At 46.7% G+C, this 15,891-nt stretch carries 14 protein-coding genes; 9 read left to right on the forward strand and 5 right to left on the reverse strand.

The genetic code is table 11. From position 1 onward, the window contains the following. The first annotated feature begins 12 nt into the window (after positions 1-12). Positions 13-672 (forward strand): 4'-phosphopantetheinyl transferase family protein, encoded by a 660-nt coding sequence (locus ACX9GU_RS04015; RefSeq protein WP_473193915.1) that lies wholly within the window; start codon positions 13-15, stop codon positions 670-672. 50 nt (positions 673-722) lie between these two features. On the opposite strand, the gene ACX9GU_RS04020 is transcribed toward ACX9GU_RS04015, so the two are convergent. Further along, positions 723-2,114, reverse strand: a complete 1,392-nt coding sequence (locus ACX9GU_RS04020) for a M24 family metallopeptidase (RefSeq protein WP_473193916.1) — start codon at positions 2,112-2,114, stop codon at positions 723-725. Positions 2,115-2,777: 663 nt separating this feature from the next. On the opposite strand from ACX9GU_RS04020, the gene ACX9GU_RS04025 reads away from it, so the two are divergent. The 7 genes from ACX9GU_RS04025 to ACX9GU_RS04055 all read left to right on the forward strand — a co-directional run bounded on the left by ACX9GU_RS04025 (position 2,778) and on the right by ACX9GU_RS04055 (position 9,653). Next, the gene (locus ACX9GU_RS04025) at positions 2,778-3,299 is read left to right on the forward strand and encodes a fimbrial protein (RefSeq protein ID WP_473193917.1); all 522 of its coding nucleotides are present in this window, start codon (positions 2,778-2,780) and stop codon (positions 3,297-3,299) included. A gap of 45 nt (positions 3,300-3,344) precedes the next feature. Continuing rightward, positions 3,345-3,926 carry a fimbrial protein gene (locus ACX9GU_RS04030; RefSeq protein WP_438691428.1) on the forward strand — a complete coding sequence of 194 codons (582 nt, stop codon included), beginning with the start codon at positions 3,345-3,347 and terminating at the stop codon, positions 3,924-3,926. Positions 3,927-3,975: 49 nt separating this feature from the next. Next, entirely contained in the window at positions 3,976-6,507 is a 2,532-nt protein-coding gene (locus ACX9GU_RS04035; protein ID WP_473193918.1) for an outer membrane usher protein, read from the forward strand. 130 nt (positions 6,508-6,637) lie between these two features. Continuing rightward, positions 6,638-7,348 carry a fimbria/pilus periplasmic chaperone gene (locus ACX9GU_RS04040; RefSeq protein ID WP_438691569.1) on the forward strand — a complete coding sequence of 237 codons (711 nt, stop codon included), beginning with the start codon at positions 6,638-6,640 and terminating at the stop codon, positions 7,346-7,348. A 216-nt stretch (positions 7,349-7,564) separates the two neighbouring features. Beyond that, on the forward strand, positions 7,565-8,095 hold the full coding sequence (locus tag ACX9GU_RS04045) for a fimbrial protein (RefSeq protein WP_473193919.1): 531 nt from the start codon (positions 7,565-7,567) through the stop codon (positions 8,093-8,095). A gap of 41 nt (positions 8,096-8,136) precedes the next feature. Next, entirely contained in the window at positions 8,137-8,694 is a 558-nt protein-coding gene (locus tag ACX9GU_RS04050) for a fimbrial protein (protein WP_438691425.1), read from the forward strand. Positions 8,695-8,708: 14 nt separating this feature from the next. Continuing rightward, on the forward strand, positions 8,709-9,653 hold the full coding sequence (locus ACX9GU_RS04055; RefSeq protein WP_473193920.1) for a fimbrial protein: 945 nt from the start codon (positions 8,709-8,711) through the stop codon (positions 9,651-9,653). 177 nt (positions 9,654-9,830) lie between these two features. On the opposite strand, the gene ACX9GU_RS04060 is transcribed toward ACX9GU_RS04055, so the two are convergent. The 4 genes from ACX9GU_RS04060 to ACX9GU_RS04075 all read right to left on the reverse strand — a co-directional run bounded on the left by ACX9GU_RS04060 (position 9,831) and on the right by ACX9GU_RS04075 (position 14,637). After that, the gene (locus ACX9GU_RS04060; protein WP_473193921.1) at positions 9,831-10,775 is read right to left on the reverse strand and encodes a fimbrial protein; all 945 of its coding nucleotides are present in this window, start codon (positions 10,773-10,775) and stop codon (positions 9,831-9,833) included. A 25-nt stretch (positions 10,776-10,800) separates the two neighbouring features. Continuing rightward, positions 10,801-13,329 carry a fimbria/pilus outer membrane usher protein gene (locus ACX9GU_RS04065; protein ID WP_473193922.1) on the reverse strand — a complete coding sequence of 843 codons (2,529 nt, stop codon included), beginning with the start codon at positions 13,327-13,329 and terminating at the stop codon, positions 10,801-10,803. A gap of 2 nt (positions 13,330-13,331) precedes the next feature. Beyond that, the gene (locus tag ACX9GU_RS04070; protein ID WP_473193923.1) at positions 13,332-14,015 is read right to left on the reverse strand and encodes a fimbrial biogenesis chaperone; all 684 of its coding nucleotides are present in this window, start codon (positions 14,013-14,015) and stop codon (positions 13,332-13,334) included. A gap of 106 nt (positions 14,016-14,121) precedes the next feature. Further along, positions 14,122-14,637, reverse strand: a complete 516-nt coding sequence (locus tag ACX9GU_RS04075; protein WP_473193924.1) for a fimbrial protein — start codon at positions 14,635-14,637, stop codon at positions 14,122-14,124. Positions 14,638-15,132: 495 nt separating this feature from the next. Between ACX9GU_RS04075 and ACX9GU_RS04080 the strand changes: the two genes are divergently transcribed. Further along, on the forward strand, positions 15,133-15,873 hold the full coding sequence (locus tag ACX9GU_RS04080; RefSeq protein WP_218520301.1) for a fimbria/pilus periplasmic chaperone: 741 nt from the start codon (positions 15,133-15,135) through the stop codon (positions 15,871-15,873). Positions 15,874-15,891: the final 18 nt, after the last annotated feature.

A 15,891-nucleotide genomic window follows, 5' to 3' on the forward strand; every position in this document is an offset into this window, starting at 1 on the left:
GGGCTAAAGAATATGACCAATTATATCTACTGCTCTCGTATTGACGAGCTAAGCAGCGAACTGCTTTATTCGCAACGGGATTATCTTGATAAAGACCAACGGATCCTCTTCGATCGGTTTAGATTTGATGACGACAAACGTCGGTCATTATTAGGGAGAATGCTGCTACGTTATGCATTAAAAAAACATGTTGGGTATCAGGGAAGTCACTTTCCCAAACTGCACTATAACCGCTATGGCAAACCTGCTGTGATGGGGATGAAAGGGGGATTTAATCTTTCCCATGCGGGGGCCTGGGCCGTGTGTGCCTATACCACGCAAGGGGATATCGGCGTTGATGTGGAAAAGAGAGTCCCCATTGACATACATGACTACCAGGATGTGCTCACTCCTGAGGAGTTTACACAACTCGCTCAGGGGGGAAACGTTGATTTCTTTCGTCTGTGGTCGTTGAAAGAAGCCATCATAAAAGCGGATGGCCGGGGTTTTTCTTTATCCCCGACCACGTTTACCTTACCTCACCCTTTTGCCAATGGCTTAAGCGTCGACGTGGCTGAAAAACGTTGGTACTTGTACTCACAGGACATTGGGGAGGAATACGTATTATCCAGCGCCTCAACATCCTATGAAACCGCACTGTTTTCGTTAGCCTTTGACACCCTGTTGGCCTGATTTACTCGTTGCCGTTCTCTGCCAAAGCCATACGCGATATAGCTGATCGCTCAACTCTGGCAGACAAAAGCGCTGTCCTTGTCCAGCAAATAAGGGCGCAAATAGGCAACGGTGCTGCACATCGGCAAGATATCTGCTGACAGCGTTATCCCCAATGTTTCGACCAGGTATTTTCTACGCTGCTGCATCCGCTGCCATAGCTGAGGATACTGCCGTTGGATCTCCAACTTCAGCTGTTCATCCGCCAGTAGCACGGTGCTTTCGGCAGAAACGCCACCAAAGTTGGGCACTGAAGGGATAATATCAATCTGCAGGATCATGCCGCTCAACAGCTTTTGCTGCGAGCCTTGGTAAATGGGTGAAGACATCCACTCTTCTTCAGCGGTCAGGTGCCCTGGGCACAGCGACCAACCGTACTTTGAGCGTGGTAAGACCGCTTCCACGTGATCAAACAGCTCGCCGCCACGCATGCCAACGCTAATCACTTCAAGCCAGTGGGCATAGGCAGAGAAGTAGGGCTTGGCGACCGCATCCAGATAGTTTTTTGCCTCTGTTGATAACTCACCATTAGCATTTACCGCATAACCCGCCCGGCTGGAGGCCCCGCCGCGATAGCCTACGGTTAACGAGATCGTATCGCCGTACTTCACGGTGTTGTCGGTTGGGAACAGGTTACCCTTGATAAAGCGTGGGCCGCTGGCAGCAATGGTGACGATACTCGGGTGCTGGCCAAAGCGCACCAGGCAATCCCCTAACTGCTGCTCTGTGACGCCTGGGGCTAGCTTATTCATGGCATCCAGAATGCAATCGGAAGCTAATGCGGCACCGTATTCGTAGTGAGCCACCTCGTTGGCATTATTGACCGTTCTTACCCCGTGCTCGCCGATAAACAAGTCGGTCTCATTGGATAAACAGGCTTCATCACCGACAATGTTGCGGAGGGTATCGACAATAAATGACGGCAGGTCATAGATTTTTTTGTCGATCTCAGCCCCATCTGTAAACATCTTCCAGCCAACCAGGCCGGTGCGGGCATTTTCCCGAATGCCGGCTTCAACCAGCAGCTCTTTAATTGACTTATCGCTTCTACCGGGTTGATTTGGCAATGAAAATTGAGAAAGATGCACCGCCTTGGCCTGAATTCGCGCTTTGCTGACCTTATTGAGATTTTCGTTTCCCAGCACCAGCGTCATTTCGCCATCGGCGTTGATCACCAACAAGGCCTCTTCAAAACGGGTGAAAAAGCCGACTAGATATTCAAAATTGCCACCGTGCTCCACATCACAGTAAATCACCAGTTGATCAAGCCCACGCTGCTTCATCCTGCTGAGGATGTTGCTCTTTCTTTGTTGGATGGTTTCATCCGTTAGTGCCACGGGCACGCCAGAACAGTCTTTTTGCGGCTCTGGGATGGTTTTTAAGCTTACTTGCTGGTTTTTCATCTGATCCTCTTTTGCCTGGTGGGAGTTCTTACAGACTATCCCATCACTTTAGCTAAGTCGTTGGCCTATCCCGTAGGATTATGCCTTTATTTTTGCCAAGCGATAGGTCATCTCTTTTGCGACACCGGTGTAGGCGATAAAGAAAATATCAAAAGTGAGGAAGTGCTTTCAGTTGTTCGAGCAGTAGTTAATCTCAGACTATCTCACTAATACGTCAACCATCGAATAGAATACCTAACCGCCTCGGGAATTTTGGAGACTAATCTCTCGCTGAATGGGTCGATAGCCTCTACTGACAGCTACGCCTGTTATTTCATATAAATAATTCTGAGATTAAATTTCAGCGCACCTTGAAAAATGAGAACGTTACCTGGCTTTTATCTTTTGTTTGTTTAATTTTGTAGAGTTAAAATCTATTTTTATTCAAAATCAAAGGTTATTGTTCTGATTTTTTAATCCTGTGGTAACTTTATGTCATCAGCAAATTTGATGCGTGCTTCGGTTTACCCTAGGGCTCACCGGGAGTTATCGAACAACTGATATAGGGGGTTACTGCATTAACGTAACAACCCAGTGCTGACGGCCTGATGATGGCCAGACCAGGATATAAAGATATCCATACATTTATTGAAGACCTCTAGAATTATTAAGGATTTATTTTTCATGAAACTGAATAAAATCATGATGGCAACTGTTGTTGCTTTTGGTATCTCTTCCGCTGCGAACGCGGCAAACCAGGGTTCGGGAACTGTAAAGTTCGAGGGTTCGATCATTGATGCACCTTGCTCTATCTCGGCAGATACTATGAACCAAACCGTTTCACTTGGCCAAATATCAAAAGTGGCGCTGGCAAACGGTGGTCAGTCTACGCCTGTTAGCTTTGATATCACATTGGAGAACTGTGACATCAGTACTAAACAAAGTGTGCAAACCACATTCAATGGCGCAGCTTCCGCTAATAACGCTGACCTTTTAGGTATTGCGGGTACAGCTCAAGGAGCAGGTGTTGCGATCTCCCAAGGTGGTATGCCCGTAAAACTAAATACCCCGACCTCGGCGCAGAATTTGAATGACGGTACTAACACGTTGCAGTTTGCTGCTTATCTGAAAGGTGAAACGGCCACTGCTGTGATCACACCAGGTGATTTTTATGCCGTGGCAAACTTCGCTTTAGCTTATCCGTAATAGTAAACTCACGAGTATAAAAAGACCAGGCGTGCGGTTATTCGCATGCTTGGTGTATTTACCTGTGAAAGGGCTGCTGTGATGCGTTGGCAGAAAAATAAAATGGGTGCAACATTCACAATGGCAACAATATTGGCATCTACAGCAATCCATGCGGCGCCCGTTATTCAGAGTGTAGGGCAGGTGAATATGCAAGGAGAGATTATGGACTCCGCCTGTACAATTAGTATGGGGAGTCATGATCAAACAATTACTATAGATACCACATTGTTAGCAGGCGTTATTGACAGTGGTCAGGGCAGCAGTAAAACATTTTCAATTGCTCTAGTTAATTGCGTGTTGGTGCATAATGAAATAAATCCATTAGGTGAAAAACGATTCCATATAACATTTGATGGTAAACCCGATGGAGAACACTTTAGCCTGTGGGGTGAGGGGGCGGGGGTTGCGTTGCAACTCAACGACAAATTTGGCAATACTGCTCGGCCAGGCCAACCGCTGCCATTGAGAAGTGTTCATTCTGAAAGTAAGCGCCTTGATTATGATTTTCGGCTCATTGCAAATAATCAGACTGTCAGGTCAGGTAGCTATTTCTCTGCGGTTAGATTTAAGCTGGATTATTTTTAAATACTTAGATTAAACACCACGGTAAATACAGTCAATAAAGGTTAGAGGTATGAAGTTGTCACCTGTTGGTAAATTAGCACGGCTTCAGGTGCTGGGTCTGTGTATTTCATGGGCGTTGCTGACCTCACCAAAAGCAAGCTTTTCCGCACAGGTCATTGAGTTTAACACCGATGTTTTGGATGTTAACGATAAGCAAAACTTCGATCTTAGCCAGTTCTCGCGCGGAACCTATATTATGCCCGGAACCTACGGCATGCTGATACGCATTAATAAGCATGAGTTACCGGAGCAGCAGGTGCAATTCTTGGCGTCGGAAAATGACCCAAGCATTAGCAAGGCCTGTATTAATTCGGCGTTAGTGGCGCAATTAGGGCTGAAGCCCGGATTGGTCGACGATTTAACTTGGTGGCACCAGGGAGAATGCTTGGATGAGGGCAGCTTGGCGGGGATGGAGGTTCGCGGGGAACTGTCTACCTCATCTCTGTATGTGAGTATTCCGCAAGCTTATCTGGAACACACATCGGAAGATTGGGATCCGCCCTCGCGTTGGGATGAAGGGATCCCCGGGATACTGCTTGATTACAGTGTGAATGCCCAGAGCCAACAGCAGTTGCAACAGAAGGCACGAAGCCAAAACTTGAGTGGCAATGGCGTGGTAGGCACGAATTTGTCTTCCTGGCGCTTGCGGGCCGACTGGCAGGGTAATTTTAATACCCAAAGTGGTGCCGGAGGCTCCACACAGCGACAGTTTGACTGGAGCCGTTTCTACGCTTTTCGTGCGATTGCGCCGTGGCGTTCGAAGTTAACGCTGGGGGAGAACTCGCTGGGTTCAGGGATGTTCGATAGCTTTAGTTTTACCGGTGCCAGTTTGGTGTCGGACGACAGCATGTTGCCGCCGAACCTGCGCGGTTATGCACCAGAAGTGGTAGGTGTGGCAAAGACCAATGCTCGGGTCACCGTTAGTCAGCAAGGACGGGTACTGTATGAAACGCAGGTGGCATCTGGCCCATTCCGTATTCAGGATATTCACGATGCTGTAACGGGAGAATTGAATGTGCGCGTAGAAGAGCAAGACGGTAGCGTGCAGGCGTTCAACCTCAATACTGCCACGATCCCCTATTTGACGCGTCCCGGCTTGGTACGCTTCAGATTTGCCACGGGGAAACCTTCGGGATTACAGCATCGAATACGTGGCCCATTGTTCGGTACAGGGGAGTTTTCCTGGGGAGTCAGTAACGGTTGGTCGTTGTATGGTGGTGCGCTAATTGCGGGTGAGTATAACGCCGCTTCGCTGGGGATCGGCCGCGATCTGATGATTTTTGGCGCTTTGTCTGTGGATGTCACCCAGTCCCGTGCGAGCTTGCCATTCCAGCAAGGTACGCTCAGCGGCGGTTCGTATCGCTTGAGTTACTCAAAGAGCTTTGAGGAATATGACAGCCAGGTGGCCTTTGCCGGTTACCGTTTCTCTGAGCAGAACTTTATGAATATGGGGGAGTTTCTGGAGGCTCGGGAAACGGGTAACCGCAGCGGCGGTGGTAAAGAGATGTACACCATCAGCCTGAACAAACACTTTCGCGATTGGGAGCTGAGCTCGAATCTCAACTACAGCCACGAGACTTACTGGAACCGGCCAGCGAATGACCGCTACACCCTGACGCTGTCCCGTAATTTCGATTTCGGCCGCTGGCGTAATGTGAATCTGTCTCTGTCAGCGTACCGCAATAATTACAACCAGAGCAGTGATAACGGGGGATACATCTCGCTGTCGATGCCTTGGGGAGAACGTTCGTATGTCAGCTACAGCGGTTCGGTGGCAAACAGCGATACGACCCACCGAGTGGGGTACAGCACCCGATTGGACGAACGCAGCAACTACCAGTTAAGCGCGGGGAGTGCACGCAGCGGGGTAAACCTCAGTGGCAACTACAGCCGTGAGGGGGATTTTGCGCGTATCAGTGCCAATGCCAGCTACCAGGAAAGCCGTTACAGTGCGCTAGGTTTTTCCGCTCAAGGCGGGATGACTCTTACCAAACAAGGCGGAGCGCTGCACCGTGCGGGTGTGCCTGGGGGGACACGTATGTTGATTGACACCGCTGGTGTGGCCGGGATCCCGGTACGGGGTTATGGCAGCAATACCCAGACTAATAGATGGGGCAAGGCGGTGATTGGTGATATGAACAGCTATTACCGCAGCCAGGCGAGCATCGATCTGAATAAGATAGGTGATAACGCGGAGGCGCTTAACTCGGTGGTGCAGTTAACGCTGACTGAAGGGGCGATCGGTTACCGGCAATTTGAGGTCGTCGCAGGGGGCAAAGCAATGGCGGTGATTAAACTGGCAGACGGTAGTGAACCGCCGTTTGGTGCCTCGGTAATGAATGCCCGCCAACAGGAAACAGGCATTGTTAATGAAGGTGGCAGCGTTTACCTGAGCGGGATTAAGGCCGGTGATGTGATGACGGTACACTGGAATGGCGGAGCGCAGTGCGCGGTGACCATGCCTGAGTCACTGCCAGAAAATATGATGATAGATAGTCTGCTGTTGCCGTGCCAACGGGTGGACGCTCAGCCAGTATCTTGAAGTAATAACATTTAACCAACTAACTGATTTAAAGACCGAAATGGTCGGGAAGTAAGTAATGATAAACACTAAGTTAACCCCGCAGGTATGGCCCCGTATGGTAGGCATTCTGCGCAATAACACCCTAAGGATGGGGGTTCTTTTAGGGGCGCTGGCTGCTCAGCAGGTTCAGGCAGCGATTGCACTGGACCGTACCAGGGTGGTTTTTAATGGTAGCCAGGATTCATTGAGTTTGAATATCAGCAACCAGAATAAACAACTGCCGTATCTGGCACAGGGCTGGCTCGAAGATGAGCAGGGCAATAAAATCCAGAGTCCACTCACCGTGTTGCCGCCAGTGCAACGTATTGAACCAGGAAAGTCCAGCCAGATAAAGGTTCAAGCATTGCCTGCGGCTAAGCTGTTGCGACAAGATCGGGAATCGGTTTTCTACTTTAACCTGCGTGAAATACCGCCGAAAAGCGATAAACCCAACACGTTGCAGATTGCGCTACAGACCCGTATCAAGCTGTTCTATCGGCCGGCGGCTATTGCTATTGATGCCAATGCTCAACCTCCTCAGGAACAGCTGACGATGAGCCGCCAGGGGGACAAGTATGTGGTGAACAACCCGACTCCTTATTTCGTCACTTTAGTCGATGTGAGCAGTAAGATGGATGGCGAAGGGGTTAAGGAATTTGAACCGATGATGGTTCCGCCGATGGGTAATTTACCGCTTACGGTGAGCGCCGCCAGCGTGGGTAATAACCCGGTACTGACCTACGTTAATGACTACGGTGGTCGCCCGCAGCTCAGTTTTAATTGCACGGGGAACTCTTGCAGGATCATAGCGCAGAAGTAAGGCCCTGAAGGGACACAGCCTAGTACGAGATTGAATGCTATACCCTGATATACCAGAGTGGTTGCTGCGCTTGAAAATAATGGATGTTGACGAGTCTCTGGGCACTGATCATTGCATTTTACGCGTACACATTCAACCTACGGCATCCCTAAGTGCAAGAGAGCCCCCGTATAGCAAAGTCCTGCATTGTCCTATTGGTAATAAAGAGAAAGTGCTATGCATATTATGATGAAAAATAGTCTGTCATGGAAAGTAATTATGCTATTAGCCTCGGGGGTATTGGTTCATGAGCATTCTTATGCTATTGGTTTGAGTGTAAAAGGAACGCTTTCTAATACTCCTTGTATCATTAAACCACAGCATCAGGATATTGTGGTTGATTTTGGCATGGTGGTTAATAAATATCTTGCATTCAATAGTCGCACTCATCCTCAGGTGTTTCGCTTGGTGCTGTCCGAATGTGATGGTTCCAAAAATAAGGTGAGTATAACATTCAAAGGGAACGAAAGTTTGAATCAAAAAAATAAAGGAATGTTGAGGTTGAAAGGTGCTCAGGGAGTATATATAAGTATAGAAAACGATAAGGGAGGGCAGTTACCTATTAACCTGCCTAGTAAGTTTTACGATCTGCCGCTTGAAGAAAATAGCATAGATTTTAAGGCGTTCGTAGTCGCTGGCGTTAATGAAAAAATTACATTAGGACAGTTTACTGGTGAAGCTGTCATGCTGCTGGATTACAGTTACTAAGCTCGAAATGTGGTTTCATGTGGTAACTCAAGAGGCGTTTTATGTCTTTTTTTAGTAAAGGCGAGAGGCTATTTATTAAGTGTGTGATTTTGTTTTTGGCGATGGGAGGATTGCTACTCCAGCGTATTAACGCTGCGGATGTGGATATCAAGGTAAGAGGAAGTATTATGCTCCCTCCTTGCGTTATTAATGAAAACAATAGTGTTGAACTTGATTTTGGTACGGTTTATATACGTGATGTAATGGCAGGAACAAGTGATTCAATAAAGAAAACCGTTGTACTTCCTGTGAGATGCCTTGGATTAAATGGGTTGAAAGTTAAGTTTTCCAACAACGCTGGTTCGGTGAGTGGTCATAAATTAGAAACGATAGGAATACCTAAAAGTGGTTTGGCTATCGCGTTTTATGATATGAATAGAAATGCTTTTAATCTTAATGCTTATGCGGATTTTAGCCGTTTCGGTTCTCTGAAGTGTTCGGGAAACAATTGTTTAGGTACGCTTGGATTTAATATGGTTTTAGAACGATACAATAATAATATAACATTAACACCTGCAGACTTCAGCGCTTCCACAACGTTAGTTCTTGAATGGCAGTAATAAAGGTGAGAGTTGTGAATAATACAAATGTCTTAAGGTTTTTTATTTCAGTTTTTTTTATCTTGTCTGGGTGCAAGGCTTATGCTTTTTCTTGTATGGGGCCACAAGGTTCTATTCCGTCAACGGGAGGGGTAATGAATGTCACGATATCATCCGAGCCTCAAATAACGCCAAATGCCAACATCATTTTTGACCTTTCAACGCAAGTGTCTTGTAAAAATGATGATGTTAGTGTTGAGGATTATGCTTGGGCATCAACTGGAACAGTATTCCCACAATTGCTTATAGATAAAGGATTTTCTGGTGGTATTTTATGGCATGGTGGTAACTATCCTTTTCCAATTAAGGACTACACGCCCAAATGGAAAATGCCGCATCCCAAAGGTAAGTATTATTATTTGCCATTAAAATTATATGTATCCCCAGTGGGGGCTCAGGGAGGCGTTAAGATAAATGCTGGAGAGTCTTTAGGTGTTGTTGTTATAAGGGTTTCTCAAAATCCCATCTCGATTCGCGATGAAACTTATAAATTTAATCTTTTCACGGAAAAAGATATTTTTGTTCCGACCGGTGGGTGTGATGTAAATAATTATAATAATCTGGTGGTGCTGGATTCCAAATTTCCCTCTGAATTTTCAGGCTACTCCAAAGATGTTGGTTTAAGTCTTAAATGCGCCTCATCGAGGAAGGTAACCTATACGGTCCAAGCTGCAGGCAATTTTGATTATACCAATAAAATATTCCATAACACAACAAATAACAATTCTTCTCATGGGGTTGGTATACAGATCCTCACTGGCGCTAATGAGATTTTAGAACCTAACAAAGCTTACTTAATCGGGGAGGTTAATAACTCTTTCCAATCTTTGGGGTTAAAAGTTAAGTATGTAGCGACCGGGCAACCATTCCGACCTGGCAATGTAGAGGTAAATATGACGGTAATATTTGCATATCCATAATGATGCAATGAATGCATATATATCCGTTATTTTTCAAATGGCACCTTTGTTGGCTTAGGTTACTTGTCTCATTCATTAGGCTCATCCTTCGGGTTTCCGTTTCGCGGCATTCCAATCGGTTTTCGACCGATTGGAACTGTCTTTGCTCTAAGCAGTATGTGACCATAACCGCCACCATTACTGATACGTCAAAGTAAAATTCGCCGCGCTATTAGCCGAGCCGCCAGTAATCAATGACTGGGTTTGATAATAGCGCGCAGTGAGTTCTATATCATCCTGGCCAATATTATACTCGCCCAATGAATTAAGCTGATTTAGCGTAAGCGGTGTATCACCATATAAAATCTGAATGCCAACCCCGCTGGCAACGGGAGTAACAGCGGTATTTAAGGCTAAGACGCCAGGAGCATTGCTGCTATCGGCCATTCCGTCCATTTTTAACAGCACTTCTGTCAATCCATCGCACTCTATATTAATGGTGAAGGTCCGTTCAGCCGCTGTGCTACCCACCCCGGAGAAATGGCTTTTATGGATGATGCCCATAGGGACCTGAATAGCCGATTGTATTACATTACAGGATGATTTTTGTATTGTTACAGGGGTGAGATTTAAATAATAAAACAACGGAACGCCGCTGGCGTTAATATTGGTTTGCCCCCAGATCCCGCTATTTTGTGGCTTGAGTTCACCTACGGTAATATCACCCGTTTTGATTAGCCTTAACTGAGGAGAGAGTGGTGCGTTTAACAGCGGATTAAAGTTAATGACTCTGGATACTGCAGGGTTGGCTAAATTTACACCCAGGTGTGATATGGAGACACCCACGCCAGGCAATGACGTTGGATAGACGGCGTTGCCGAGACTGGGGGAAGATTGCATAGAGAAATAAAGCGTGTTGTTGCTGTTGCCGCATGTTGCTGTTGTATTACTGATCAATATCATGCTTCCAGTATAAATTTCACTATTAATGGGTAAGCCACTCGATACTGAAATTGAAGTGGGTAAATTATCTTTGAAGTTTGCTGAACTTGCCTGGCTACCCCCAGGGTAAGTACAGGCTCCCAGAATGGGGTTGCTAAATAACAGTGCTGGGAATATAGATAATGCTAACTTGATGTTCATATAGAACCCTTATGATTGAAATCGTTCAAAGACATTGCGTATTAATCAGGTGAATCGAGCTTTTTTGCTCTGTAATTTTATAGTCGGCTTCACATTGCTGATTTCCCCAACTTACGCGAATACGTCCGGCATTCGGCATGCCAGAGAAATAGACCCGGCTATCATTATCCATGATACCTTCGCTCTTTTTGTGAGCCGCGCTGATCAATTCTGCCTGTGCGCCAAAGGGGAGCGGGGCTCCTTGGTGGGTCAACGTCACAATGATGCGCTGGCCAACCTGAGCATTAAAATCAGCAAGCACTAACGCGCCGCGGGTCGGGATAACCGACTGGGTATTTTTTTCAATATCAACGTTGTTCCCCATGCTGGTTGTATCCAGCGTCAGGCGGTTTTTACGGTAGGCACTTAAATAAGGTACCACGGTGTAGCCACGCCAATCTGTTGCGACCCCTGGGTTATTTTGTACGCTTACCTCGCTGGCTCCAGGGGCTCGAACCAATACCGAGGTTTCCCCCAATGGTTGAGAAAGCGTTACCCCATAAGGATGGCCAACAATGCCACCTTGTAACTGATAACTGGCCTTTTTGGCATGTGGGCTCTGGCTATAGCCTGCACCAAGATTGCCATAGCGTCCCTTATAGGTGGCGGTTGCCAGGCTGTTGGCTCCCTCACCATTATTGCTGTAACCTGTTTGCAGATTATAGCTTAAGCGGTTATCTGCCAGAGCCGTGCCACCAATACCGACATTCTGAGTGGCGGGGCCACCACGGCTTGAGCTGGCTCTATAGCTGCCCCAACTGTTGGGCAGCCAGTGACTCAGGGGCATTTGCATACTAAAGGCCAGTTGCCGATCGCTATTCTGCTGCCAGGCTGACTGGGTATAATTGATGCCTAATGAATAACTGATGGCGTTATAATCAAAGTAATAACGGGTATTCAGATTCCGTTCTATGCCACTTTGGTGCCAAAAATCCTGTTGATAACCGGAGAGCGAAATAGACCCCCATTGGCCTAAAGCCTGATTGAGGTTGAGCTGCAGTTTATTACGTTTTGCGTAGCGGTTATTCCCCCATAGGCTACTGGCAGAGTTCAACCTGTTGGCTTCATTAAAATCATAAAAACCATTTGAAGAGAACTGATAGCCAGCAAACTGCAAGTAGGTACCCAGTTGGGTAATATCTTTGCCATATTGCACGCGATAAGAGAGCCCACGATGGTATTCGGTTTCCTCGGGCAACTGAGTATTGGCTTGAGTAATATCAAAGGCGAGGCTGCCGAACGTATCCAATCCAAAACCAGCGCCCAGTAGTAGGGCCTGATAGGAACCGGAGAAAAGCTGGCTGGAAGATAACGTCACACCATAAGGCATGCCATAACGCTGGCCACTTTGGATAAACAGTGGTGTGCGGGTATTAGGGGAAGATGCGCGATACTTGCCGATGCTGGTCGAGTAGTTCAAATGCCCTTCACGTTGCATATTTGGCATTATGGCATAAGGCTGAACAAAATGGCGTTCTTCGCCGTTTTCTTCCGTAATGGTGACGTGGAGATTACCGCTACCGCCGGTAGGATAGAGATCGGTAATGGCAAAACTCCCTGGAGGGACATTGGCCTGGTACAGGGTATGGCCATTTTGGCGAATGGTCACTCTGGCAAAGCTGTTGGCAATACCTCTCACTACCGGAGCATAACCACGTAAGCTATCTGGCAGCATGGCTTCGTCAGAACTCAGTTGTACACCGCGAAATTGCACGCTGTTGAGCAGATCGCCAGGGGTGAAGGTTTCGCCCAGGGTTAACTGCCCTTGAATGGCATGAATATCGCGCTGTAAATAAGAGTTAATGCTGTCCCAATGATAGCCTTGGTCATTTTGTCGGCTATAGGTGCTGTAGTTGCGTGCGCGCCAGGCTCCCAGATTGGCCCCTGAACGCAGGTTAAGGAAGTAGCTGTCTTTAGGGCCAGAGCTATTCTGCTGCCAGCTATTTTCTCCAGAGAACGCATAGTTCAACATCAGGGCGGGTAATCCCTGATCCCACGAGGCCGGGTTGACATAACCCCGGGCTTCCGCCTCCATGGCGGTTTGAGGAATACTGATGTCAAGGCGTTGCTGGTTAAAGTTAAAGCTGCTATCCGCTGCGGGGATCACATCGGCGAGGTCGGTAATAATCTCCTGGTCGTCCAGGTTATTCAGCTTTGGAAAAGCGGCGGTTCTCACGCCATACTGCCGCAACATACCCACGCTGATTTCCGCCTTCAGTCCTGTGGGGGTAGTGATAAAATTCACGGTTTGAGTACCGGCCTCCTCCTTATTGATATAAATCTCTACCCGGTAGGCACCGGGGCGCTGGCTACCTTTAGTGATAAACTGTGACAGGTCGGTAACGGGGTGGGTAAGCCCACGGGTATTCAATGCATAGGGGTTGAAGTAATCCTCTTCTGCCCATGAGGCAGGGATATAGCCAAGTGAAAAGGATGATGCCAGGTAAGGGATGATGTGGCTTAGTTTTATTCGCTTATCGCGTGGCCATGTTGCCGCTGGGAGCTTCACAGTCATGATTACAGTTGAACCTTTTCCTGCGGGTAGACGCCACCAAAGTCATTGATAGCGCTCCAGATCACGTCGTTATTTTTCTTGCCTGTCGGTAGATCCCAGGCCAGTGAGCTCATGGGGGCGATCATGCCTGGTTTTTCGATATTTATTCCGCCGACGGCTAATGTGGCAAAAGAGACATAGTAGGGGGTGCTATTGTGGGCAATGAGTTTACCCTGCTGCGTTTTAAAGGTGATTTTTTTGTATGCTGAGGCCGCGTCGGCTATCAGCGTAGTGGGGCGATAAAAGAGTTTAATACGCGTGTTGATCGAGATATGCAGGCGGTTTTCGGTCGTTTTTTTAGAGGCTGGGATCGCCTTGGCATTTAGCCAATAAACCGTTTCCCTATCGTTAGGTAATGCGCCATCCACATAAACGATACGCAAGGTGTTTTCCTGTTCCGGATCAAGGCGAAATAAAGGTGGAGTAATAATAAAGGGGACCTTACTTGTCTCAGTATGCCGTTCATTCTCAATCCAGGCCTGGATAACAAAAGGGATCTTTTGCTCCGTATTGGTCACCGAGATCGAGACTTCCTTGTTGTTAGCTGGGTAAATAACCCTGGTGCCCCCCACCACCACACCAGCGTAAGCATTGCAGCTATTTGCCAGTAAGATAAATGCCCATGTGTTTTTTAGCCAAGTAGTCAAGTTGGTTCGCCTTTTTATCCACGTAACGAGAGATACACATATCTTGAAAAATGTGGCTAAATTAAAATTTAACCACAAGGTATGAAAGTATTACAGGATGTCGTGGTTAATTATAAGTAATGGAGAAATCAGTGGTGGCAGTAAAATTCCCTGCAGTAATTGAGTTTTTTGTGGCGACGATTTTGGCTATAAATTGCAATGGAATATCCCCTTGCTGTAAAGTCAGTGGTTTGGACGCATTGTTTATATTAATCGCCGTATTATCGTTTTCATACAGCCCAATCGCAATTCCCTCCGCTGTTGAACTCTCATCCAGGCTTAAAAGATTGTGGTTGTCATTATCTCGTTCACCACTAAAAGCGACGCTAAGTGTTGTGAGGCCTGATGCTGACAGGTCAGGGCAACCAGTTAACTCAATCTGGAACGACTTTGTGGCCGCTACGGCGCCAATGTTTGACAGGGCACTTTGTGTCACGGTGCCCATTGGGATATCAAGGTTCGGTGTGGGAATATCACAAGCCGCTGCGATAACGCTGCCGCTAAAGGTAATTGTCCCATTATCAGCATAGCTGGCCGTAGAAGCGATAAAAGCCAATGCAGCGAGGGAGAGATGGAATCTCATATGTCTTATTTCCTGTTTAATTGAGGTAGTGTGAAAAGGTAGAGTCCTTGGCTTGATTTACTTAGGAGGAAATCGAAGCCTTGAGATGTTAGTGCATGATTGAAAGTATGTAAAATTTGGCATGATAAAGATAACTATTTGTTTTTTATCTTAATTAAAAGATAATCAGTTATGTCTGGTGGTTATTTTGATAAGGGGGTTAGTAATTATGTTTTTTGATGCGCATCATGATGATGAATGAGTTTTTAATCTGTCGGTAATGCTTCTTTGCGCCAGGTGAATTTCCTGAAATTAACTTGTCTTTATATTCCTGGTTGTTGATTGTTTTGTAGTTAAAGGTTAATTTCTTTATGGTGATTGAAATTAACGTCTATGTTTTGTCTTTTGCTAGTGTTATGTTGTTTTTGTTTTTTATCTTGATTACATTGAATTCAGCTTCAGAGCTTCAACAACTTTCAAAACAACAAGAATACCGATGTAATAAGAGGTTGTAACATGTTGATCGTGGCATATTTTAATAAACATCACTTAGGTGCACTGCTGGCTACTTTGCTCGGTGTTCCGTTTGCTACCTATGGGCAGGTAGAAACATCAGGTATCCAATTAGGCATGTCCCGGGTGATTTTTAATGAGACGACTAAAAATGCTGTGGTGACATTACCGTTGGAGAACCCAGATAATAAACCTTATTTGATTCAGTCCGTGGTGCGTAATGAAACAATGCAGAAATCCAGTGCCTTTATTGTTACCCCTCCTTTGTTTCGTATTGAAGGCGGGCAGAAAGGGCAGGTTCAGATCATCAAGGGCGACACCGTATTCGCGAGCGACAGAGAAAGCCTGCATTTTCTTTGTGTTAAAGGGATCCCTTCACAAGAAAAGCGAACTGGTGTGCCGCAAAATGCTTCATCGGCGCTGATGGTGGCCATTAATACCTGCATCAAAATTCTTTACCGTCCTGCCAGCCTAGCGGAGTCCAGGGTAGAGGTTGTTGCAAATCAACTGGTTTGGGGACGCCAGGGTAATCAATTGACGGTCAAGAATACTACCCCGCTTTATCAACATTTCAGCAGCATCACGCTTGATGGTGTACCTATTGAAAATGCTGGTTATGTAGCCCCCTTTTCCTCAACCCACTATACCGTTCAAACCCATTCGCCGGGGAATAGGGTGATTTGGCGCGTGATTGATGAGTTTGGTGGAGCGGGCGCTTCGCACAGTAGCCAATTAACGCTCTAGCAGTAAATGAAAAAATCG

The organism is Serratia sp. K1WW1 (genome assembly GCF_055790865.1).